This window comes from Chlorobaculum tepidum TLS (genome assembly GCF_000006985.1).
GTDB classification, from domain to species: Bacteria; Bacteroidota; Chlorobiia; order Chlorobiales; family Chlorobiaceae; genus Chlorobaculum; species Chlorobaculum tepidum.
Genome location: NC_002932.3, coordinates 1 through 19,531 on the forward strand (window position 1 = coordinate 1; position 19,531 = coordinate 19,531).

Consider the following 19,531-nt stretch of genomic DNA (forward strand, 5'->3'; position numbering starts at 1 on the left):
GTCAATTGTTGATTCTGACCGGCATCACCAGAATGATCAGATCGTCCTGGCGCTCCTCGTATTTCGGTTTGAACAACACAGCCGTTGTCGGGCTGCTCATTTCGATGGAGACCTGTTCGGTTTCGATATGAGACAGGGCGGCTTCGACAAACTTTGCATTAAAACCGATCGTGATCTCTTCACCGGTGAACGTACACGGCAGCTCTTCCTGTGCAGATTCACCCTCACTGGCGTTTTCAGCCATCACCTTGATCTGTGAATCCTGTGCGCTGATCTTCAGGTCACCGATGCTTGAAAAGCGTCCGACCCTTTTAACCGAATCGTGCAACTGCGAACGGTCCGTCACAAGCTGCTTTTCGTTTTCAACCGGTATCACCGCCTCGTAATTGGGATACGGTTCGACAATGAGTGCTGACTCTAATTCCATGGTAGCAGTTTTGAACTTGACATTCCGACGCTCTGAGTCAATCGTCATTTTCACCTCTTCGTTTGTCAGCATTCTCTGAATGATTGACAGTACCCTTGCCGGCACGACGATCTTCTGCTTTTCAGCCACTGTCACCCCGGGTTTCTTTCGGCAGCGGACGAGTCGATGTCCATCGGTTGAAACAGCGGTGATATACTCTTCATCGAATTCGAACAGTACACCCATCATCGCTGGGCGCATGCCATCGACACTGCACGCGAACAGTGTTTTATGAATCATGTCCTGAAGCTCGTTTTGCTGAAGCTCAATCGAGAGATCGAAATTCCGCTTCTGACTTTCCGGTTTCGTGGTGAAGGTGCACGGAATGCGATAACGACCCTTGTCAGTGGCAATATGAATGGTGCCGAGTTCACCGATCGACTGGCGCTCGATGTCGAAGGTGACGTCAGTTTCGTACATGCTGCGCAGAAAATCCTGCAAGGTTCTGGCTCGGATGGCAATGTTGCCCTTGTCGGTTGAAGCCACATCGCAGTTCGTGGTGATCGACAGCTCACCATCAGTCGCAAACATGGTAAGCATTCCGTTCTCGAGGGTCAGGTTGATATTGTCGAACCGGGCATCGAGTGATTTTGCCGGAACGGCGAGAATAACCTTGTTTACAGCTTCCTGCAGTCGTTTGATGGTCGTATTGAATTTCATCTTCTTACAATCTTTATTTTTATATAAAAGATTTGTTGTTGTTGTTGAGCTTGTGGAAATCTGGACAGGGGAGCAATGAGACTCATTAAAATGTTATTTTATAATACGTTGTGTTCTTAATTTCTCTTCCATCTTCTGTGGATAGTGTGTTTATTTCCCTCCACAGGGCAGTTGACGGTTTGTTGGTGATTTCATGCGGCAACCCCACAGTGTTGATAACTCCCCTGAAATCAAGATTGCGCCAACAGGTTTTGAACAGGTTATACACAGGTTACATCGACATGATTTCGATCCTTTTTCTCAACTCCTCGATCTTCTTTCGCTCTTCGTTGGAAGCTGCGATCTTTTTTTCGATGGTGTTCAGGGCGTGAATGACCGTGGAGTGATCGCGTCCGCCGAAGTGAAGGCCGATGGTCTTGAGCGATGAGTCGGTCATGTCCTTCGACAGGTACATGGCAATCTGCCGTCCGACGGCGATCTCCTTTTTTTTCGATTTCCCTTTCAGGTCGTTCGAGGTGATCGAAAAATAGGAGCAGACCGCTTTTTCAATGGTTTCGAGAGTCAGTTGTTTGGTGTTGTACCGGATGATGTCCTTGAGCGTCGATTTGGCGAACTGGAGGTCGATCTCCTGGTTGTCGAGCGAGTGGGCCGCTAGCAGCTTGACGATGCACCCTTCGAGTTCCCTGACGTTGCTGGTGACGTTGGTTGCGATAAACTCAATGACTACCGGATCCAGACTGACGCCGCTCTGCTTGAGCTTGCTCTGGATGATCGCCTTGCGGGTTTCGTAATCCGGCGCCTGGATGTCTGTGGAGAGGCCCCAGTTGAAACGGGATATGAGGCGGTCTTCGATGCCCTTGATCTCCTTGATTGGCCGGTCTGCCGACAGGATGATCTGCTTGTTGGACTGGTGCAGGGTGTTGAAGATGTGGAATATCTCCTCCTGCGTCTTCTCCTTGCCCGCGAAAAACTGGATGTCGTCGATAATCAGGACGTCGATGTTTCGGTAGAACGCGGAGAACTCCTGGATGTTGCCGTTCTGGATGGCGTTGACAAAATCGATGGCGAACTTTTCGCTTGAAACGTACAGCACGGCGTCAGTGATGCGGTTTTCAAGTACCGAGTTGCCAATAGCCTGCATCATATGGGTCTTGCCGAGTCCAACGCCGCCGTAAATGACCAGCGGGTTGAAGGCATTTTGTCCCGGGTTCTGGGCGATCGATTTGGATGCGGCAAATGCCAGAGAGTTGCAATCTCCCCTGACAAGCGTCGAAAAGGTGTATTTCGGATTGAGGTTGCTCTCGAATCTGGGGCGTGCGATCTCGAGCCGTTCACGTTCGGCGGAGGCTTTTTGACCAGGCGCCTCAGGCCGGACCGATCTTTCCGCTGGCGCGGCATCGATCTGGTGCGGCAATTCGATGGTCACCGGCTGCCCCTGTGATTTGTCTATCACGATGGAGTACATCAGCTTCGCCTCCGGACCGATCACCTGCCGGAGCGCCTGCTTGACGTGCACCGAATAGTTCTCCTCGATCCACTCATAGAAAAACTGGCTCGGTACCTCGATGGTCAGTTCGCTACCCGAAAATGAAAGAGGTCTGATTGGCAGGAACCAGGTTTTGAAAGCAAGCGTGTTGATGTTCTCCTGGATAAGTCCAAGGCAGGCACTCCATACCTTCTCCGCAAATGATCGACCATGCGTCGGGGTTACTTGTAGGTTGTCCGGAGCTTCTTGCTGGATCGTATCAGACATGGGAATTGGCTGTGAGATGCGTTGTTTCGGTGATTCATCAACATTTTCTGTTTACAAGGTACGGCTTTCGGTGGACAAAAAACAATCCTGCTTCTGATTTTTGGGGTGGATGAAGCCTCTTTTGCTTACGAACATATCAACATTCTATCTCTTTTATTTATTGTGGTTTATCTGTTTTCTTGTAAAAGTTGTCAACATGTGTTGATGCCTCTCCGCATCGGTCTTGCTTGGGTTTGGGCAGTTTAGTGTTTTTTTATCCACAACTTATCAACACTGTGGATAGGTTGTGGGGTTGATGGTGTTGGTAAGTGCGAGAAATGTGGCATCTCTTGTTTATCTGTGACTAAAATGATAAATTGAAAGTCCTGTAATTTTAAACAATCATTCGAGAGGAGTTTTGAAGAGATGAAAAGGACATTTCAGCCGAGCAACAGGAAGAGAAGAAACAAGCATGGCTTTAGGCAGAGAATGGCTACCAAGAATGGACGCAAGGTTTTGTCTGCCCGTCGTGCCAAGGGCCGTCACTCCCTGAGTGTCAGCAGCTCGATGAGTGCTTCGAAACGTTAACTCACTGGCCGGAACGGGGCTTCGGTTTCACTTCCGGGCGGATTTGCGTGTATCCGGGCATGCTTTCTGAAAAACGAACCAATGCCCTGCCAAGGGGAGAAATAGCCCGGGGAAAAAGCGCTGTTTCCCGTCTGTTTAGCCAGGGTGGCCGTCTAAAGGGCGGTTTTCTCCTGTTGATCTATTCTGCTTCACGGCCGGTTGAGCAGGCACCCCGGATACCAGTGAGGGTGCTGTTCACGGTTGGCAAAAAGCTGGTTCCGAGAGCCGTTGACCGCAACCGGATCAAACGACTGATGCGTGAGGCTTACCGGCTCGAAAAAAATATTTTGACCAGAGCGCTTGCATTCGACGCCGGCAAAGGCGATCATCAGGTGATGCTGGCGTTTTTATACCGGGCTCGGGCCGATGCCATTCCATCGCTTGAGCGGTTCCGGGCTGAAATTCGGCACATGCTGAAAAATCTTCTATCGAACAGGCTGCCGCAAACGCGGGAGGGTGACAGGATTGAGTAATACGGGCAATCAACAGCATCACGGGACGGAACACAACGGCAAAACCCCTGGCCAGCTGTTGAACATCGTGCCGATTCTCCTGATACGATTTTACCAGTCATTCATTTCTCCGCTGCTTGGCCCCTCCTGCAAGTACCATCCCACCTGTTCCAACTACGCTATCGAGGCGTTCCGGCAGCACAATTTTTTCTACGCCTCCTGGCTGACCGTCTGGAGGGTGCTTCGTTGCAATCCGTTTTCAAAAGGCGGCTATGATCCGGTACCGCCAAAATCAGTGAAATCCGCAGGTAATTCAAAAGATTCGAAGTAATGGACAGAAATTCGGTGATAGGCTTTGCCCTGATTGCTGCAATCATGATCGTATGGCTACAGTTCATGAAGCCTGAGCAGAAGCTGGGACTCGAAAAAGCGGCGGCATCGCGAGAGGCGGTTCAGAAAACACCTGCGGCGGCATTGCCCGCCCCGTCGGCGGCAGTGGCGGCTGCGGCCAGGGCTGACAGCCTCGGTTCCTTCGCCCAGGCCTCCGTCGGCACGGAAAAGACCATCACCGTCAGCAACGATCTGTTCACGGCAACCCTCTCCTCGAAGGGCGCGACCCTGAAGTCGCTGGTGCTCAAAAAGCATCTCGATGGCAACCGCAAGCCCTTCAACCTGATCTCCGCCAGCGACAAGGGCGCGCTCTCCATGCTGTTCCTCAGCAGTGACGGCAAGAAGATCGATACCCGCGATCTCTATTTCCGCAGCCTCGATGCCAAAACCACCGAAACCGTGACCGGCAAAGAGAAGCTGTCCGTCAGTTATGTGCTCGATGTCGATGCCACGCGCAGCATCCAGATCACCTACACCTTCACGGGCGACAGCTACGTGGTCGATTACGATCTGAAGCTCAACGGTTTCGGCTCGTCCATCGCCGGAAACGAGTACCAGCTCGACTGGGACGGCGGACTGAACTACTCGGAAAAAGACCAGGTTGACGAGTCGCACAACGCCATTGCCAGTGCCTACCTTGGTGGTAGCGTGGTCAAGCTCGATGCCAAGGACGCCAAAAAAACCTGGCAGGATGAGGAGTCCGGCAAGGCGCAGTGGGTTGCCGTCAGGAACAAATATTTTGTCGCGGCCATCATGCCGCAGCGCACCACCGATGGCATCTATCTGCACGGCACCAAAAAGGATGGCAGCGATTTCAAGAACTATGTCGCGGCGCTGAAAATGAGCTTCCCCGCCGGTCAGCAGAGCGTCGATGACCACTACCGTCTCTACGTCGGCCCGCTCGACTACAACACGGTCAAGTCGCTGAACGCCGATCTCGAAAAGATCATGGACTTCGGCTGGGACTGGCTGACCCGTCCCTTCGCCGAATACCTGATTCTGCCGATCTTCAACTGGATGAACAAATATGTGACCAACTACGGTCTTATCATCATCATCTTCGCCTTCCTCATCAAGCTGGTCACCTGGCCGCTGTCGCTGGCCTCGACCAAGTCGATGAAGAAGATGTCGGCGCTTCAGCCCGTGATGAAGGAGCTTCAGGAGAAGTACAAGGACAACCCGGCCAAGCTGCAAAGCGAACTCGGACGCATCTACAAGGAAGCAGGCGTCAATCCGCTTGGCGGCTGCCTGCCGACGGTGATCCAGATGCCGCTGCTCTTCGCGATGTTCTACGTCTTCCGCTCCTCGATCCAGCTTCGCCAGCACGGCTTCCTCTGGGTGAAGGATCTTTCCGTGCCCGACTCGGTGTACCATTTCGCCTTCAAGCTGCCGCTCTACGGCGACCACATCGCGATCATGCCGATTTTGATGGCCGTGACCGTTTTCTTCCAGCAGAAGATCACGCCGAACGCCCAGTCAAACGAGCAGACGAAGATCATGATGTGGCTGTTCCCGGCCATGATGCTGTTCTTTTTCAACAACATGCCGGCGGGCCTGGCGCTCTACTATCTGATGTTCAACATCTTCAGCGTCGCCCAGCAGGCCTACATGAACGCCACCATCACCGACGAGGAGAAGGCTGCCGCCGCCATGCAGGTCGCCGCCGCCACCAAACCGGCTCAGTCTGCCAAAAAGGGAGGGAAGAAAAAGTAACCCACGATGGGCGGTCTCGAACAGGCGGATGCTCGGCTTTTCCAGCTCCTGAACCATAGCTTGGCCACTCCGGCGCTGGACGACCTGATGCCGTTTCTGACCAGCCCGAAGCACTCTGTCCATATCCTGGTGCTTCTCGCACTCTTCATTCTTGTCAGAAAGGGAAAAGACGCACTCTTCGTCATTCCCCTTCTTCTTTTCGCTGTCGGCATCGCCGACTACACCGCATCCGGTATCATGAAGTCGCTTTTTCATCGCGTTCGTCCCTGCTTCGCGCTCGAAGGGGTACGTCTTCTCGTCGATCAGTCGCACTCCTGGTCGTTTGCCTCCTCGCACGCGGCCAATTTGACGGCCATCGCCAGCCTTGTGTGGCTCTTCTTCTGGCGGGGCGAAACGGTTGATAAAGTCTTCACTGTGATGGTGATCGCTTACGCCTCGATGGTCGCTTTCTCGCGAATCTACGTCGGCGTGCACTATCCTGGCGATGTGCTTGGCGGCGTCGTGATTGGTCTTGCCAGCGCGGCGGTGATCTACACGGCGTTCGCCTGGATCGTCAAGAACGTGGTGCACCGGCGAGTGATGCAGAGGGAGGGCTCGGAATGAATCGCTGGGGAATCGATCTCGGCGGCACCAAGATCGAGGGGGTGATCCTCGACAGCGAGTTGCGCCCTCTCATTCGCCATCGCATTCCGACCGGGCAAGAGCAGGGGTACGGCCATATTCTCATGCAGATCAAAAGCCTCGTCGGGACGATGGCCGAGAAGTCGGGACTCGGCCTGCCGGAGAAGATAGGCATCGGCACGCCCGGGCGCGCCGATGGTAGCGACGGCGTCATCAGCAACTCGAACACGATCTGCCTGAACGGAATGCCGCTCTTGCGCGATCTGCAAGAGGCGCTCCGGCTGGAGGTGGTGATCGACAACGACGCGAACTGCTTTGCGCTCGCCGAGTCGATGCTCGGCGCGGGGCGCGACGAGATGGCGCGGCCAGGCGCGACAGCTTTCGGTATCATTCTCGGCACCGGCGTGGGCGGGGGCATCGTCCGCGATGGCCGGATCATCCGGGGCGCGCACGGCATCGCCGGAGAGTGGGGGCACAACCCGCTGCCGGGCGAGCACGCGGCGTGCTACTGCGGTCGGCGCGGCTGCGTCGAGACGGTCGTCTCCGGCCCGGCACTCGAGCGCCACTACGCGGCCCTCAGCGGGCGAAAGGCGTCGCTGCAAGAGATCGCCGCCTCGACGGGGCGCGACCGCTTCGCACGCCAGACCATCGAGCGGCTCGTTTCGAAATTCGGCGTGGCGCTGGCGACGGTTATCAACATTCTCGATCCCGACCTGGTCATCATCGGCGGCGGCGTGGGCAACATCCGCCAGCTCTACTCCCCGGAGGCGCGGCAGGCGATTGCCGCCAACGTTTTCAACCGCTCGTTCGACATTCCGCTCCTGCCGCCGATGCTTGGCGACAGCGCGGGCGTGTTCGGCGCAGCACTGCTCTCGGGGCCGCCACTCATTGCACAGTATTGATTCACCGCGACTCCCCTGCGGAGCGCTTATTGCACACTCCATTGGAACAACAGGAAATCCGCTACAGAAAAGGCGACATCATCGAACTCACCATCACTGACCACGCCGAGAAAGACAAATGCTTCGGCAAAACCACCGAGGGCATGGGGGTGATGGTCTCCGGCATTCTCGCCCCCGGTGACCGCGTTTCGGCGCAAATTTACAAGGTCAAGTCGCGCTACCTCGAAGCACGGGCCATCGAGGTGCTCGAAGCGTCGCCGGATCGCGTTGAGCCAGTCTGCCCGGTCTTCGGCTCCTGCGGCGGATGCAAGTGGATGCACGTCAGCTATGAGGCGCAGCTTCGCTACAAGCACAAAAAGGTGACGGACTCGCTGGAGCACATCGGCGGTTTTGAGAGTCCCGACGTCCGTCCGGTGCTTGCCGCGCCAGACGCGCTGCACTACCGCAACAAGGTGGAGTTCTCCTGCTCCAACATGCGCTACCTGCTCCAGTCGGAGATCGACAGTGATCAGCTTGCCAAGCCGAAAACCTTCGCCCTCGGCTTCCACGCGCCGGGCAACTTCGAGAAGGTGCTCGACCTCGACACCTGCTACCTCGCCAAGGAGTGTATGAACCGGGTGCTGAACGTCTTGCGTGACTTCGCCATCGAACGCGGTCTCGAGCCCTACGCCGCCAAGGCGCACGAAGGCTACCTGCGTAACCTTATGCTCCGCTACAGCGAACGCCATGAGCAGTTGATGGTCAACATCGTCACCTCATGGTACGACAAGGCGCTGATGCAGGCGCTCAAAGAGCGGCTCGAAGCGGCCATGCCGGAACAGCAGATGACGCTGCTCAACAACGTCACCACGCGCAAGAACACCGTCGCCACCGGCGAGCAAGAGTACGTCATCAGCGGCGACGGCTACGTCACCGAACGGCTCGGCGACCTCGACTTCCGGATTTCGGCCAACTCCTTTTTCCAGACCAACACCCGCCAGGCCGAAACGCTCTACGACCAGATCATCGCTGTCGGCGGCATCACTCCGGAGGATACGGTCTATGACCTCTACTGCGGCACTGGCACCATCACGCTCTACCTCGCCCGCCACTGTAAGCAGGCGATCGGCATCGAGGTGGTCGAAAGTGCCGTCAAGGATGCCGAGATGAACGCCGAACTCAACGGCCTCTCGAACACCGTCTTCTTCCAAGCCGACCTCAAGAATTTCCACGCCATGCAGGAGGCGCTCGAACCCTACGCCAAACCGCGCATTATTGTTACCGACCCTCCGCGCGCCGGAATGCACCCCAAAGCACTCGACACCATGCTCAAGCTCCAGCCCGAACGCATTGTTTACGTCAGCTGCAACCCCGACAACCTCGCCCGCGACGGCAAAGAGATCGCGGCGAGAGGCTACCGCATGACGTCCGCCCAACCGGTGGACATGTTTCCGCAGACGAACCACATCGAGACCGTGGCCTGTTTCGAGCGGGCAGAATAAATCCGGGCAGGACGCGTCCCGAAAGCTTTGGGCGGAGCTTATTGTCTTGTCAACTGCCAGAATTTCAACAAAAAAGCCGGACATGCTCACATGTCCGGCTTTTGAAAAGGCAGATGCTTTCGCGCCTTATGGCTTCATCACAGCGGCATCTTCCATAAACTTCTCCAACCCTTTGTCGGTCAGCGGGTGGTTGGCGAGCTGTTTGATGACGCTGTACGGGATGGTGGCGATGTCGGCCCCGACCATCGCCGATTCAACGACGTGCAGCGGGTTACGCACGCTGGCGACGATCACTTCGGTGAGGTAGCCGTAGTTGTCGTAAATCGTGACGATCTGGCGTACCAGTTCCATGCCGGAGGTGCTGATGTCGTCGAGCCGTCCGACGAACGGGCTGACGAAGTCAGCTCCGGCTTTGGCGGCGAGCAAGGCTTGCGTGGGCGAAAAGACCAGCGTGGCGTTGGTCTTGATGCCGTTGGACGAGAAGTGCTTGATCGCTTTCAGGCCGTCCACGGTGAGCGGGCACTTGACGACAATGTTCTTGTGAATGGCCGCAAGCTCCTCGCCCTGGGCGATCATCTCTCCGGCTTTGAGCGTGGTGACCTCGGCGCTGACCGGGCCATCGACGATTTCGCAGATTTTGGCGATGTGCGCCTTGAAGTCGGCGTAGGTGAAGTTGGTCGAGTCTTTGACGATCTTGGCGATCAGCGACGGGTTGGTCGTGACGCCGTCGAGCACGCCAAGTTCATTGGCGGCCTTGATTTCGTCGAGACTTGCGGTGTCGATAAAAAATTTCATAGGGCCTCCTCAGGCGTTAACGGGTTTGGCGTCGAGCATGGCGTTGAAGTTGCGGGCCGGGCGGCCTTCCCAGTTGCGCTTGTGATAGGCGTAACCGGCGATGAGCGGCATGGCAACAGTGGCTTCGGCGAAGACCATCTGCTCGTACACTGTGTCAACCTTGCCCCACGAGCTGGCCTCCTTGAGCGTTGAACCGGAGAGTGCGCCGTCGCGTTCGTCGGCTACGGTGATCTGCACGGCGTAGGTGTGCATTGAAACATTCTCGTAGCCGAGTACCTCAGCCGCAACAACGATGTCCTGCGTAAAGTTCTTCGGAACGCCGCCGCCGATCATGAAGATGCCGGTCTTGTCGTTCTCGATCTTGATTTTGGTCAGCTCGCGAAAGTCCTTGACCGAGTCGATGGAAACGTGCTGGTCGGGATTGTGCCACTGGTGGTGCACCAGGCCGAAACCGGCGGAGCAGTCGGAGAAGGCCGGGCAGAAGATCGGCACGCCCTTCTCGTAAGCCTTGTAAACGATGGAGTTTTTGTCAAGTCCCTTCTCTTCGATGTACTTGCCCATCTCGACGATGAACTCGCGCGACGAGTACGCGCCGGGCTGCATCGAGTTGGCGATGATGGCTATGGTGTCGTCGCAGACGCGAAGCTCGTCCTCGTCGATGTAGGTGTCGTAGATGCGGTCGATGGCCAGCTCGCGAAGCTCGGAGTCGTCGACGAACTGCGAGCCTTTCCAGTGCTTGAAGCCGAGCGCCTCGAAGAAGTCCTGATCGACGATGTTCGCGCCGGTCGAGACGATAACGTCAACCATGTTGTGCTCGAGCATGTCGATGATGACCTGCTTCAGTCCGGCGCTGATGAGCGAGCCGGCGAGGGTGAGAATGACGGCACACTCCTTGTCTTTCTGCATCAGATCGACGATGAAGGCCGCGCGGGCCAGGTTGCGCGCCTGGAATGCCATGTCGGCCATCTCCTCGACCATTGGCACGACGTTGTGTTTGGTGATGCCGATGTGCTTGATCGGCTCCTTCAGAAATCCTGCTTTCTGCATCGAACGCTCTTCCATGGGTAACTCCTGTACTATTTTAGATGCTTCTGTTTGATGATATAATTGTAATGCTGGACTGACAAGCCGGGCGAGGAAAGCCTTGTCACTGAATTTCTCAGGCCCGAACGCTCAGTTTATCGATTTTGATTCCGATTTCAATTTCGACCGGAATCTGTTTGCCGATTTTTCACAATAAAAAAAGGAGAGCAAGCTGACTATATCACGCACTCACATTACCGGATGCTGCTTCCTTCCGGACCTGACATGGTTGGGCAAGAGAATGCTGTATAGGACTTACTCTCCTAACTCTGCTATGTTCCTGTTTTTATCAGCGCCGATTAGTTGGCCCAAGTAAAAACAGGACTCTAATATAGCGTTCTGAAGTTAAAATACAAAAACAAAGCTTTTTTCTTTGTAGCAACTGTTATAACTTCGTAACCGTCCCTGAGAATCTCCTTTCAGGAGCTTTGGATGGGGCGCAAAAGCAGGCAGTGGTGTCATTCTGAATGAAGTGAAGAATCCAGCGTCTTTGGAATTGGCTGGCAACTTGTTGATTAACTGCAAATTACGTGACTTTCTTGATTCTTCGCCCGACTGCGTCGGACTCGGAATGACAAGAGAGAAAATACAACCCGCCATAACTATCATAGAGATTCCCTGCAAAACAGGAGCAACAAACCCGACCCATGTCGACACAAAGGATTTTAAGCGGGATGCGGCCTACCGGCAAGCTGCACCTCGGTCACTACACCGGAGCACTTGAAAATTGGATCGCGCAGCAGAACCTTCTCCATCCCGACGGAAGCCGTGCTTACGAGACCTGCTTTCTGATCGCTGACTACCACAGCCTGACCACTTCGCTCGATACGTCGAGCCTGTATGCGCACTCCATCGACATGCTTGTCGACTGGCTGGCGGCGGGAGTTGATCCCGAAAAAAGCCTGGTGTTCCGGCAGTCGCAGGTCAAGGAGCACGCCGAGCTGTTCCTGCTCTTCTCAATGCTCATCACCACCGCACGTCTCGAACGCAATCCGACGCTCAAGGAGCAGGTGCGCGACCTGAACATGGACTCGCTCGTGTACGGCCACCTCGGCTATCCGGTGTTGCAGGCGGCGGACATTTTGCTCTACAAGGGCAACGTGGTGCCGGTTGGCGAGGATCAGATTCCGCACGTCGAGATCACCCGCGAGATCGCCCGCAAGTTCAACAGCCACTACCAGCATCCGGAGCTGGGCGACGTCTTCCCCGAACCCGCACCGAAGATCACGAAGTTCGCGCGTCTGGTCGGTCTGGACGGCAAGGCGAAGATGTCCAAGTCGCTCGGTAACACCATTCTGCTTTCGGATGCTCCCGAAGAGGTGATGGCGAAGATGCGCCCCGCCGTGACCGACACGCAGAAGGTGCGCCGCAACGATCCTGGTCGTCCCGAGGTGTGCCTGGTCTACAGCTATCACCAGAAGTTTACCGGCGAATCGCAGCTTGTCGAAATCGAGACCGGATGCCGCTCGGGCGCACTCGGCTGCGTCGATTGCAAGAAGATGTGCGCGGCGAACATTTCGGCGGAGCTGGCTCCGATTCTCGAACGGCGCAAGCACTACGAAGCACAGCCTGAGCTGGTCAAAGAGATTCTGTACGAAGGTGAATCCAAAGCGAGAAAGATTGCCGGAGAAACCATGAAAGAGGTCAGAGAGGCGATGAGCCTCGGGGAGAGCAACGCATGATGATACAAAACGATACCAAGCCGAAAGCCTTCATTTTCGACATGGACGGCGTGCTGGTCGATAACATGAGAATGCACGCACAGTCGTGGGTCGATCTGTTTGCCGACTACGGCCTTTCGGGCCTCGATCCGGAGCGCTACCTTGTTGAAACCGCCGGAATGAAGGGCCTCGATGTCTTGCGCTACTTTCTCGATCCGTCTATTTCGCCCGAAAAGGCTGACAGGCTTACCGAGCTGAAGGACATTCTCTACCGCGTGATGAACCGCAACGCCATCGTTGCCATGCCGGGCCTCGAAACGTTCCTCGACCGCGCGGCAAACGCCGGCATCCGGCTCGGCATCGGCACGGGCGCGGGGCCGAAGAACATCGACTACGTGCTCGGTCTTACCGGCCTGACGTCACGCTTCGAGGTGGTGGTCGGAGCGCACATGGTCAGGCACGGCAAGCCCCATCCGGAGACCTTCCTGCAGGTCGCCGAACGGCTCGGCGCTGATCCGGCGTCGTGCATCGTCTTCGAGGACGCCCTGCCCGGCGCGGAAGCCGCCGCCGCAGCTGGAATGAGCTGCGTGGCAGTCACGACGACCAACCGGCCCGAGGCGTTCGCCGCGTTCGACAACGTCATCACGACCATCGACCATTTCGACGGACTCATGCCCGAAGCGTTGCTGGAGCTGAACCGCGCCGTCAAAACCATGTCTTAACGATTCATACCGATGCGAGCTTTTTTCCTCCCCTTCATTCAGGATGCCCTGCAAAAAGCGGGCATCGAGACCGACAAGGAGATTCAGATCGACAAGCCGAACGACAAAAAGTTCGGCGACTTCTCGACCAACATCGCCTTCCTTGTGGCCAAGGAGGCCCGGAAAAATCCGCGCGAACTGGCGGGGCAACTCATCGGCCTGCTCGACTTTCCTGAAGGCACGGTGACGAAAACCGAGGTGGCCGGGCCGGGCTTCATCAACTTCCATCTCGCTCCGGCCTTTTTCATGCGCTCGGCGCAGGAGGTGCTCGCAAAGGGCGAGGGGTTCGGCTGCAATGAGTCTGGCAAGGGACTGAAAGCGATTGTCGAGTACGTGAGCGCCAACCCGACTGGGCCGCTTACCATCGGGCGTGGACGCGGCGGCGTCTTGGGCGACTGCATCGCCAACCTGCTCGAAACGCAGGGCTACGAGGTGACGCGCGAGTACTACTTCAACGATGCCGGACGCCAGATGCAGATTCTGGCCGAATCGGTGCGCTACCGCTACCTCGAAAAGTGCGGTCAGGTGATCGAGTTCCCGGAGACGCACTACCAGGGCGACTACATCGGCGAAATCGCCGAGACGCTCTTCATCGAGCACGGCGACGGACTGGCCGCGACCGACGAGTTGACGATCTTCAAGGAAGCCGCCGAGGCAGTCATCTTCAGCTCGATCCGCAAGACGCTCGAACGCCTCTTGATCACGCACGACTCCTTCTTCAACGAGCACACGCTCTACCAGTCCCGCGAGGGGCAGCCGTCGGCGAACCAGCGGGTGATCGACGCGCTCGACGCCAAAGGGTTCATCGGCAACTACGACGGCGCGACCTGGTTCATGACGACCAAGCTGGGGCAGGAGAAGGACAAGGTGCTTATCAAATCTTCCGGCGATCCGAGCTACCGCTTGCCGGACATCGCCTACCACGTCACCAAGTTCGAGCGTGGCTTCGACCTCATGGTGAACGTTTTTGGCGCGGATCACATCGACGAGTATCCCGACGTGCTTGAAGCATTGAAGATTCTTGGCTACGACACCTCGAAGGTCAAGATCGCCATCAACCAGTTCGTCACCACCACGGTCGGTGGCCAGACGGTCAAAATGTCCACCCGCAAGGGCAACGCCGACCTGCTCGACGACCTTATCGATGACGTCGGCGCGGACGCCACACGCCTCTTCTTCATCATGCGCGGCAAGGATTCGCACCTCAACTTCGATGTCGAGCTGGCAAAAAAGCAGTCGAAAGACAACCCGGTTTTCTACCTTCAGTACGCCCACGCGAGGATTTGCAGCCTCGTGCGCATGGCCGAAAAAGAGGTCGGCTTCGACGAGGCGACGGCTATTGGCGCAGGTTTGCCGCTGCTTTCGAGCGAGCCGGAGATCGACCTGGCTTCCGCATTGCTTGACTTCCCGGATATCATCCAGTCAAGCCTCCGCCAGCTCGAACCGCAGAAGATGGTCGAGTACCTGCACACGGTTGCCGAACGATACCACAAGTTCTATCAGGAGTGCCCGATTCTGAAGGCTGATGAACATCTCCGCACCGCTCGTCTCGAACTGTCACTCGCAGTACGTCAGGTGCTGCGCAACGGATTCAAAATCCTCGGCATCTCGGCTCCGGAATCGATGTAAGTAAGGGAAAATACTTTCGAGCCCTGATCAAGCGCTATACAGCTTGTGCTCGGCGATGTACTGCGCAATCGATGACGGCACAAACTGTCCAATTGGCTGACCGGCGGCGGCCAGACGCCTGATCTTTGTCGCTGAAACGGGCATATCGAAATCGTAGTGGATCGCTGGCAAGAGAGGATCGCTGGGGGGAGCATCTGCGGCGTCAATATCTGATCTGCCGAAAACGGCAATCGTACAATGCTTGAGAATTTCCGACGCAAATTTCCACTGCGGCATCTGAAGGTAGCTGTCCTCCCCGACCAGCAGCACCAGCTCGTCACCCGGACAGCGCTCCTCGACGTGGCGCAGAAGGTCGATGGTGTACGATGGCCCCGACTGCTGCAGTTCCCAACCGCTTATTTCAGCAAATACTCCTGCGACGTTGATCTCGGCAACGAGCAGGCGGGCCATGGCTGACCGGTCATCATCGGATGCATCGGCCGCGGCCTTGAAAGGATTTTTTGAAACCGATACAATCAACCGGTCAAGCCCGGCAAGCTCTCGCGCAAAGAGGGACAGCGCGAGATGGCCGTTGTGCGGCGGATCGAAACTTCCGCCGAAAACAGCAGTTCTCACTCTTTCGATTTCGGGTCGCGCTTGTTTGAGTAGTGGGCGGTAACTCTCTTTGCGGCAGGCTCAATCAGCTTGGCCTTGTCCGGATAAAGCTGCTGGAAGGTCTCTATCGACTGGCGTGCTTCGAACCAGTTGTTCTGCTTGATTTCTGAATCGATTTTTCCGATCCAGGCGGATTCGAGCCATTTGGTATCGGGATACTGGTTGATAACCACATCGTAGAAAATCTCCGCGGCGCGGTACTTCTTTAGCTTGAAATATTGACGGGCGATCGAGAAGCGATTATGGGCAAGCCTCTCACGAAGCTCGGAAATGGCCTTCTGGCTGTATCGAGCCGGCGAGCCGCTCGCGAGTTCCTCCTTTGCCGCTTCGTACTTCTCACGGTAGGAGGCGTTGTCGGGATTGACCTTCATCAGATTTTTGTACAGCTCCAGATCGTTGGCTGCCTGCGCGGAGTCATCCGAAGGGTACTGGTCGAGATAGGTCTCGAATTCGTTGATTGCCTTGACGGTGTACTCCTGGTCAAGCTCGTGGAATGGCGAGAGCTTTTCGTACGATTTTGCAAGCATGAACTGCGCGTCTCTGGCATAGGGCGAGTCCGGCGTCTGCTGAAGCAGCCGGCGGTAGGTGTCGGCGGCAAGGATGTACTCTTTCTTTTTGTAATAGGAGTCGGCAAGAGCCTTCAGCACATCGTCTTCGAGAGCGGTCGCTCTGGTCGAAAACATGAGGGACTCAAGAATGACGATCGCATCGTTGTACTTCCGTTTTGCGATCTTTTCGGTGGCTTCGCGGTAGCGCAACTCGACCGGAGTGGCCGTCATGGTGGCTTTTGGCGATTTTGAAGACGAGCATGATGAGAGCGGCAATGCAAGACACAAGAGACCGGGCAGAATCCTGAGCACCGACTTTTTCATGACCGATTGAGACATAGAGACTCCCTTGAAGCAGGTGAAAAAATAACTTACCAATTGATCCTGACGGGCTGCCGTCAGACGTACAGTAAACCGGCGCAACGACGGGAAAAAAGAGGCCGGGGCCTGGCGCGGGTTTACAGCAGAAAAGTGCAAGCCGGATGAGCCTGTTTCGAGAGGCTGAGCTGCTGAAGTGATCCGCTTGGGCTTGCGAAGGAACACCCGGAAATGCCTCATCCAGGGAAAAACGCCGCGCCCTGCTTTCGGGTCACGATTTCCGCAATCGGGATGAGACCTGCAGGGTTTTGTGGAGCTTAGGGGAGTCGAACCCCTGACCTTCTCATTGCGAACGAGACGCTCTACCAACTGAGCTAAAGCCCCAAAAAAGAAAAACAAGTTACAGCTATTTCGCGTGCGGACAATATAATCTTTTTCACCGATGCAAAAAAAGCCCGCTCAACGGCAGGCTTTTTTTGAACAGAAGGCTACGGAATCAAGCTGGTTGAGCGACCAGTGAATGCCTGAGCATTTCAAGCTGATGGCTGATACTGCCATCAATGATCGTGTCGCCGATTTTGACGGTTACCCCGCCAATCAGGTTCTCGTCGAGCCGCATCTTGGCACGTATTTTCTTTCCTGTACGAACTGAGAGGCTGTTGACCAGCTCTTTCGCCTGTTCGTCGCTGAGCTTGATTGCGCTTTTCACATCGGCGTTGATAACGCCATTGCGTTCATCGATCAAGGCGTTGAATTCAGAAATTACTCCGGCAAGAAGAGCTGCCCTTTTCTTGTGAGCGAGCAGCTTGATAAAGACCATCGTTTTCTCATCGACCTTGTTCCTGAAAATCTCTTCGAGAATTTTCGATTTGAGATCGACATTGATCAGTGGGCTTTTGAGAGCCAGCACGAGCTCATGACTTCCAGAGAGCACTTCCTGTATTTTCTGCAGGTCTTCGGTAACTTTCTCCAGAAAGTTGCCTTCAACGGCCACTTCGAGCAAGGCCACCGCATATCGACGGCTTGCAATTGCACTTGACATAGTTCCGAGGTTTTATTATCAGTTACGACTGGCAGCCATTTCCTTGATCATATCGTTGACCACCGCTTTTTGCTTGTCCGCATCAAGAGTGGTACGAATAATTTTCTCGGCGCCTTTTACGGCCATATCGGCGACCTCGTTTCTGAGCACATCCAGTGCGCGGCGCTTCTCCTGCTCAATCTCTTCCTTGGCGGAAGCAATTATCTTGCGAGATTCATCATGGGCTTTCTCGGTAAGATCGGCGCGAAGCTTGTCCGCTACCTCCTTGGCTTCCCTGATGATTTTATCGGCTTCGGCATCTGCCTTGGCCAGCAAATCCCGGTTTTTCTTCAGGATCGCCTCAGCCTCGTCTTTTGCGGTGTGAGCTCGATCAATAGCTGATTGAATGCTTTTGGCCCGCTCTTCGAGCATCGACAGGATCGGCCCCCATGCGGTTTTCCTGAGAATAACGAGAACGATCAGAAAAGTAAGCGCTGTCCAGAATATGAGGCCCGGATTTGGGTTGAGAAGCCCGCCTTCGAGCAGAATAATCCCTGACGTTAGCATGAACGCAGTCCTTTAACAGTTTGATAAAAAACCGTCTGCGGTTTCAAATAGATACTGCAGACGGATTAAGCTATGGCACGAGGCATTACTTCAGGGCGAGAAGCACGCAGATAACCTCACCGAACAGCGCAACACCCTCGATAAGAGCGGCGGCGATAATCATCGTGGTACGGATGTCCGAAGCCGCCTCAGGCTGACGCGCCGTGCCCTCTGCTGCAGAAGCCGCAGCGTTTCCGATACCAAGACCTGCACCGATTGCTGCCAGACCTGCGCCGATGCCGGCACCCAAATAACCCAAACCTTCCATCTTTAAATTGCCTCCATTGATTGTTGTTGTAAAATGAATGCTACTTCTTGTAGCAGTTCTAAAATCATCGATACATAAAACTCGTCAAACCGTCAGCCCGTCTCCATGACGAGCGGTAGCCTCCAGCTCGTGGCCGTCGTGGCTGTCGGAGTGCGCCGTGGCCAAGCCGATGAAGAGCGCCGAGAGCATGGTGAAAACGTACGCCTGCAGGAACGCAACGAAGAGCTCGAGCAGATAGATAAAGATCGCGAACGGAATCGACACCGCCACAGCTACGATGTAGCTCTTCAGGATGAAGCTGATGAAGAACAGGCTGAGAATGATGATATGGCCCGCCGTCATGTTCGCGAAGAGTCGGATGGTCAGTGCGAACGGCTTGGTGAACTGGCCGAGAATTTCGATTGGCACCATGATAATCCAGAGCGCCCAGTGCGTTCCTGCGGTTAGGTGCTGAAGATAACCTTTGACGCCCTGGGCCTTGAATGCCGAGAACTGGGTGATGACAAAGGTGAAAACCGAGAGGGTAAGCGTAACGTTGATGTTGCCGGTCGCGGTCGCGCCATAAGGGATGAGGCCGAGCAGATTGCAAACCAGAATGAAAAAGAACACCGTCAGCAGGTAGGGCAGGAACTTTTCGTAACCGTGACCGATGTTGGGTTTGGCGACGTCATTGCTGATAAAATCGACCAGTGACTCGAAAACGTTGGCAACACCCTTCGGCGCCTGATTTGCGGACATCTTCTTGACGCTCGCGCCGGCAGCACTTGCGATAACGACCAGCAGGATCGCGGCAAGCCAGATCATCACCACATGCTTGGTGATCGAAATATCGAAACCGGCGACTTCGAGATGGGGAAGATGCACCTCACCGAACGGCTCGAAAGAGAAGGTGCTGTTATCGAGAATGTGGTGCATGATGAGGTCGCCCGGCTTCTCTTCAGCCTTGGCGGCCTGACCGGCAGCGGCTTCGGCGTGTCCGGCGACTGGCGCCGCGACGGTTGACGGCACAGTGTGAACGGCTTCGACCGCGGAGCCCGTTACCGGAGACTCATCCTGGACGGAAGTGGCGAATGCTTGGCTGTTCAGGCTCAGGAGAACAGGCACGACCAGTGCCAGAATTCTTGAAATCGCTTTCTTTCGCAT

At 55.6% G+C, this 19,531-nt stretch carries 20 protein-coding genes, 1 tRNA gene and 1 other RNA gene; 10 read left to right on the forward strand and 12 right to left on the reverse strand.

All coding sequences use genetic code 11. The features are described from left to right. Position 1: 1 nt before the first annotated feature. Both dnaN and dnaA read right to left on the reverse strand, forming a co-directional pair. Complete coding sequence (dnaN, locus tag AYT24_RS00005; RefSeq protein WP_010931695.1) at positions 2-1,126, reverse strand: DNA polymerase III subunit beta; 1,125 nt, start codon at positions 1,124-1,126, stop codon at positions 2-4. A gap of 271 nt (positions 1,127-1,397) precedes the next feature. Further along, the gene (dnaA, locus tag AYT24_RS00010; protein WP_010931696.1) at positions 1,398-2,879 is read right to left on the reverse strand and encodes a chromosomal replication initiator protein DnaA; all 1,482 of its coding nucleotides are present in this window, start codon (positions 2,877-2,879) and stop codon (positions 1,398-1,400) included. A 405-nt stretch (positions 2,880-3,284) separates the two neighbouring features. On the opposite strand from dnaA, the gene rpmH reads away from it, so the two are divergent. Genes rpmH through rlmD form a run of 7 tightly spaced genes read left to right on the forward strand, consistent with a single transcriptional unit; the run spans position 3,285 to position 9,044 of the window. Continuing rightward, positions 3,285-3,446, forward strand: coding sequence for a 50S ribosomal protein L34 (rpmH, locus tag AYT24_RS00015; protein WP_010931697.1), 162 nt, complete (start codon positions 3,285-3,287; stop codon positions 3,444-3,446). 59 nt (positions 3,447-3,505) lie between these two features. Beyond that, positions 3,506-3,958 carry a ribonuclease P protein component gene (locus tag AYT24_RS00020; protein ID WP_226986822.1) on the forward strand — a complete coding sequence of 151 codons (453 nt, stop codon included), beginning with the start codon at positions 3,506-3,508 and terminating at the stop codon, positions 3,956-3,958. Between the two features lie 58 nt (positions 3,959-4,016). Beyond that, on the forward strand, positions 4,017-4,268 hold the full coding sequence (gene yidD / locus AYT24_RS00025) for a membrane protein insertion efficiency factor YidD (RefSeq protein ID WP_010931699.1): 252 nt from the start codon (positions 4,017-4,019) through the stop codon (positions 4,266-4,268). Further along, positions 4,268-6,040 carry a membrane protein insertase YidC gene (yidC, locus tag AYT24_RS00030; protein WP_010931700.1) on the forward strand — a complete coding sequence of 591 codons (1,773 nt, stop codon included), beginning with the start codon at positions 4,268-4,270 and terminating at the stop codon, positions 6,038-6,040. Before yidD ends, yidC begins: the two co-directional genes overlap by 1 nt. 6 nt (positions 6,041-6,046) lie before the next feature. Further along, positions 6,047-6,643 (forward strand): phosphatase PAP2 family protein, encoded by a 597-nt coding sequence (locus AYT24_RS00035; protein WP_010931701.1) that lies wholly within the window; start codon positions 6,047-6,049, stop codon positions 6,641-6,643. Continuing rightward, positions 6,640-7,563, forward strand: a complete 924-nt coding sequence (locus tag AYT24_RS00040) for an ROK family protein (RefSeq protein WP_010931702.1) — start codon at positions 6,640-6,642, stop codon at positions 7,561-7,563. Before AYT24_RS00035 ends, AYT24_RS00040 begins: the two co-directional genes overlap by 4 nt. A 41-nt stretch (positions 7,564-7,604) precedes the next feature. Further along, positions 7,605-9,044, forward strand: coding sequence for a 23S rRNA (uracil(1939)-C(5))-methyltransferase RlmD (gene rlmD / locus AYT24_RS00045; protein WP_226986823.1), 1,440 nt, complete (start codon positions 7,605-7,607; stop codon positions 9,042-9,044). A 126-nt stretch (positions 9,045-9,170) separates the two neighbouring features. On the opposite strand, the gene fsa is transcribed toward rlmD, so the two are convergent. The 3 genes from fsa to ffs all read right to left on the reverse strand — a co-directional run bounded on the left by fsa (position 9,171) and on the right by ffs (position 11,183). Beyond that, positions 9,171-9,839 carry a fructose-6-phosphate aldolase gene (fsa, locus tag AYT24_RS00050; RefSeq protein WP_010931704.1) on the reverse strand — a complete coding sequence of 223 codons (669 nt, stop codon included), beginning with the start codon at positions 9,837-9,839 and terminating at the stop codon, positions 9,171-9,173. 9 nt (positions 9,840-9,848) lie between these two features. Further along, the gene (locus tag AYT24_RS00055) at positions 9,849-10,901 is read right to left on the reverse strand and encodes a 1,9-bis(guanidino)-5-aza-nonane synthase (protein WP_010931705.1); all 1,053 of its coding nucleotides are present in this window, start codon (positions 10,899-10,901) and stop codon (positions 9,849-9,851) included. Between the two features lie 183 nt (positions 10,902-11,084). Next, positions 11,085-11,183, reverse strand: an RNA gene (ffs, locus tag AYT24_RS00060) — signal recognition particle sRNA small type. Between the two features lie 386 nt (positions 11,184-11,569). Between ffs and trpS the strand changes: the two genes are divergently transcribed. From trpS to argS, 3 genes are read left to right on the forward strand one after another with little or no spacing between them, the layout of a single operon-like run. Continuing rightward, entirely contained in the window at positions 11,570-12,604 is a 1,035-nt protein-coding gene (gene trpS, locus AYT24_RS00065) for a tryptophan--tRNA ligase (protein WP_010931707.1), read from the forward strand. Further along, positions 12,601-13,305 carry a beta-phosphoglucomutase family hydrolase gene (locus tag AYT24_RS00070; RefSeq protein ID WP_010931708.1) on the forward strand — a complete coding sequence of 235 codons (705 nt, stop codon included), beginning with the start codon at positions 12,601-12,603 and terminating at the stop codon, positions 13,303-13,305. The genes trpS and AYT24_RS00070 overlap by 4 nt, the downstream gene beginning before the upstream one ends. 12 nt (positions 13,306-13,317) lie before the next feature. Then, entirely contained in the window at positions 13,318-14,973 is a 1,656-nt protein-coding gene (gene argS / locus AYT24_RS00075; protein WP_010931709.1) for an arginine--tRNA ligase, read from the forward strand. A gap of 27 nt (positions 14,974-15,000) precedes the next feature. Here the strand turns inward: argS and nadD are convergent, their stop codons facing one another. The 7 genes from nadD to AYT24_RS00110 all read right to left on the reverse strand — a co-directional run bounded on the left by nadD (position 15,001) and on the right by AYT24_RS00110 (position 19,531). Beyond that, positions 15,001-15,588, reverse strand: a complete 588-nt coding sequence (nadD, locus tag AYT24_RS00080; protein ID WP_010931710.1) for a nicotinate (nicotinamide) nucleotide adenylyltransferase — start codon at positions 15,586-15,588, stop codon at positions 15,001-15,003. Beyond that, on the reverse strand, positions 15,585-16,514 hold the full coding sequence (locus tag AYT24_RS00085) for an outer membrane protein assembly factor BamD (RefSeq protein WP_164926787.1): 930 nt from the start codon (positions 16,512-16,514) through the stop codon (positions 15,585-15,587). The genes nadD and AYT24_RS00085 overlap by 4 nt, the downstream gene beginning before the upstream one ends. Before the next feature lie 290 nt (positions 16,515-16,804). After that, positions 16,805-16,877: transfer RNA gene (locus AYT24_RS00090), tRNA-Ala, on the reverse strand. 112 nt (positions 16,878-16,989) lie between these two features. Beyond that, positions 16,990-17,535, reverse strand: coding sequence for a F0F1 ATP synthase subunit delta (locus AYT24_RS00095; protein ID WP_010931712.1), 546 nt, complete (start codon positions 17,533-17,535; stop codon positions 16,990-16,992). 18 nt (positions 17,536-17,553) lie between these two features. Further along, positions 17,554-18,081 (reverse strand): F0F1 ATP synthase subunit B, encoded by a 528-nt coding sequence (locus AYT24_RS00100; protein ID WP_010931713.1) that lies wholly within the window; start codon positions 18,079-18,081, stop codon positions 17,554-17,556. 85 nt (positions 18,082-18,166) lie between these two features. Beyond that, a complete protein-coding gene (gene atpE, locus AYT24_RS00105; protein WP_010931714.1) occupies positions 18,167-18,388 on the reverse strand; it encodes an ATP synthase F0 subunit C in 222 nt (73 codons plus the stop codon). Positions 18,389-18,472: 84 nt separating this feature from the next. Further along, positions 18,473-19,531, reverse strand: a complete 1,059-nt coding sequence (locus tag AYT24_RS00110; protein WP_010931715.1) for a F0F1 ATP synthase subunit A — start codon at positions 19,529-19,531, stop codon at positions 18,473-18,475.

Excerpts from the sequence above, each read along its gene's own strand:
- dnaA (WP_010931696.1), bottom strand. The coding sequence starts at position 2,879 with ATGTCTGATACGATCCAGCAAGAAGCTCCGGACAACCTACAAGTAACC.
- AYT24_RS00055 (WP_010931705.1), bottom strand. The coding sequence starts at position 10,901 with ATGGAAGAGCGTTCGATGCAGAAAGCAGGATTTCTGAAGGAGCCGATC.
- AYT24_RS00070 (WP_010931708.1), top strand. The coding sequence starts at position 12,601 with ATGATGATACAAAACGATACCAAGCCGAAAGCCTTCATTTTCGACATG.
- AYT24_RS00100 (WP_010931713.1), bottom strand. The coding sequence starts at position 18,081 with ATGCTAACGTCAGGGATTATTCTGCTCGAAGGCGGGCTTCTCAACCCA.
- argS (WP_010931709.1), top strand. The coding sequence starts at position 13,318 with ATGCGAGCTTTTTTCCTCCCCTTCATTCAGGATGCCCTGCAAAAAGCG.
- yidC (WP_010931700.1), top strand. The coding sequence starts at position 4,268 with ATGGACAGAAATTCGGTGATAGGCTTTGCCCTGATTGCTGCAATCATG.
- AYT24_RS00095 (WP_010931712.1), bottom strand. The coding sequence starts at position 17,535 with ATGTCAAGTGCAATTGCAAGCCGTCGATATGCGGTGGCCTTGCTCGAA.
- AYT24_RS00035 (WP_010931701.1), top strand. The coding sequence starts at position 6,047 with ATGGGCGGTCTCGAACAGGCGGATGCTCGGCTTTTCCAGCTCCTGAAC.
- dnaN (WP_010931695.1), bottom strand. The coding sequence starts at position 1,126 with ATGAAATTCAATACGACCATCAAACGACTGCAGGAAGCTGTAAACAAG.
- AYT24_RS00110 (WP_010931715.1), bottom strand. The coding sequence starts at position 19,531 with ATGCGAAAGAAAGCGATTTCAAGAATTCTGGCACTGGTCGTGCCTGTT.
- atpE (WP_010931714.1), bottom strand. The coding sequence starts at position 18,388 with ATGGAAGGTTTGGGTTATTTGGGTGCCGGCATCGGCGCAGGTCTGGCA.
- trpS (WP_010931707.1), top strand. The coding sequence starts at position 11,570 with ATGTCGACACAAAGGATTTTAAGCGGGATGCGGCCTACCGGCAAGCTG.
- rpmH (WP_010931697.1), top strand. The coding sequence starts at position 3,285 with ATGAAAAGGACATTTCAGCCGAGCAACAGGAAGAGAAGAAACAAGCAT.
- AYT24_RS00040 (WP_010931702.1), top strand. The coding sequence starts at position 6,640 with ATGAATCGCTGGGGAATCGATCTCGGCGGCACCAAGATCGAGGGGGTG.
- fsa (WP_010931704.1), bottom strand. The coding sequence starts at position 9,839 with ATGAAATTTTTTATCGACACCGCAAGTCTCGACGAAATCAAGGCCGCC.
- AYT24_RS00085 (WP_164926787.1), bottom strand. The coding sequence starts at position 16,514 with ATGTCTCAATCGGTCATGAAAAAGTCGGTGCTCAGGATTCTGCCCGGT.
- AYT24_RS00020 (WP_226986822.1), top strand. The coding sequence starts at position 3,506 with ATGCTTTCTGAAAAACGAACCAATGCCCTGCCAAGGGGAGAAATAGCC.